The sequence below is a fragment of the Acidovorax sp. KPB24-07 genome (genome assembly GCF_057543315.1).
The window spans coordinates 1-1,461 of the sequence record NZ_BAAJYS010000623.1; the positions used below are offsets into that span (position 1 = coordinate 1).

Here is a 1,461-nt window from a genome sequence, read left to right on the forward strand (position 1 = left end):
CGAGGCTGGCGGCGGCCAGCAGCGAGCGGCGCGGGCCGCGGGCCGCGGCGGCGCAGGGGGGGAGCGGAAATCGTCGGTCAGGGGTCGGGTGGCGGTGCATCGGTGCTTCTCTCGTTGGTGGTTGTCGAGAAGAAGACACGCAGCCCCCCGGAAAGGGGACAGCCCTTTTGCTTTGTTTCGATCGATGTGTGCGAAGTGTTGCGCGCGCGCCGCGCCGGGGCGTTTCGCGCCCCGCCACGCGGCCCCTTGTGGCGCGGGGCTTGATATTCTTCGAGCCACAAGAAACGACATCGACGAGGAGAACCCGTGGCCAGAGAGCGGACGAGGGCAGGCAGCATCGGCACCCGGCTGGCACTGCTGGCGTTCAGCGCCGTCTTCGCCGTGGCATTTGGCGTCTTCGGCTACACCTACGGACTGCGGCCCCTGGCCAGCACCCTGCGCCTGGCGTGGGAGGTGCAGCACCGCTGGCAGCCGGTGCAGGCCGAGGTCCTCTCCGCGGAGCTTCGGAGGGAGGCGCGCCGTTCGGGCAGCGGTACGGGGCCCGCGTTCGAAGTGCAGGCCCGCTACCGCTACGCCGTGGACGGCAAGCCCCATGAAGGCACCCGCGTGGGCCTGGATCCGGCAGGCCATGGCGAATCGATGGACTTCGACGGTTGGCAGCGCCGGTGGCTCGCGCAACTGCAAGCGCCCGGACCAGCGGGCACACCGTCACCGCGTGGGTGAACCCGGCCAACCCGTCGCAATCGCTGATCGACCCCGCCATCCGCTGGCGCCTGCAGCTGTTTCGTCTGCCCTTTGCCCTGGTGTTCACCGGCGTGGGCCTGGTGGCGGCCTGGGTGTTCGTCGTCGTCCTGCTGCGCTGGCGCAAGATGGCTCGCGAAGAGGCCGATGCCGCGTCCCTGTCGGACGGGCCGGTGCCCCCGCCTGGGAACCCGGCACGCCGATCCCTCGGCATCCTGTGGCTCATCGCCTTGTTCTGGTGCGGCTTCAGTGTCCCGATGGCCGCCTTGCTGTGGCCCGATCCCCATATTCCGTGGCTCGCCAAGGGGGTCGTGGGCCTGTGCGCTCTGGTGGGCATCGGGCTGCTGTGGTACTCGGGGCATGTCACCTACCTGGCCTGGCGATACGCGGGCACCGGGCTCGCCTTGCAGCCCGCGCGGCCACTCGCAGGGCATCCGGTCGAGGTGGCGCTGGTGGTGCCGGCCCGTGCCGCGCCCCGCATGCAGGGGCACAGCCTGCAATTGCGGCTGGCCCAGTACCGGGTGGACGAAGCGAGTTCGGGCTCACCCGAACGGCGCGTGGAGTCTTTCGCCGAGCCCGTGGCGATGCAGCCGGCCAGCGGCGGCCGGCTGCGGCTGGTGGCGCGTTTCCTGGTGCCGCCCGATGCGCCGACCAGCGGCGCCCGCCGCTCGGGCGAGCGCGTGGAATGGCGGCTGGACCTGCTGCGCACGCCGCAAGGCG

At 71.4% G+C, this 1,461-nt stretch carries 1 protein-coding gene and 1 pseudogene; both read left to right on the forward strand.

Translation table 11 applies throughout. The annotated features are described in order from the left end of the window. Positions 1–306 precede the first annotated feature (306 nt). A complete protein-coding gene (locus AC27IQ_RS24470; protein ID WP_487091132.1) occupies positions 307–723 on the forward strand; it encodes a hypothetical protein in 417 nt (138 codons plus the stop codon). After that, positions 720–1,461, forward strand: a pseudogene (locus AC27IQ_RS24475) (ankyrin repeat domain-containing protein); the annotation flags it as partial. The gene AC27IQ_RS24470 and the pseudogene AC27IQ_RS24475, both read left to right, overlap by 4 nt.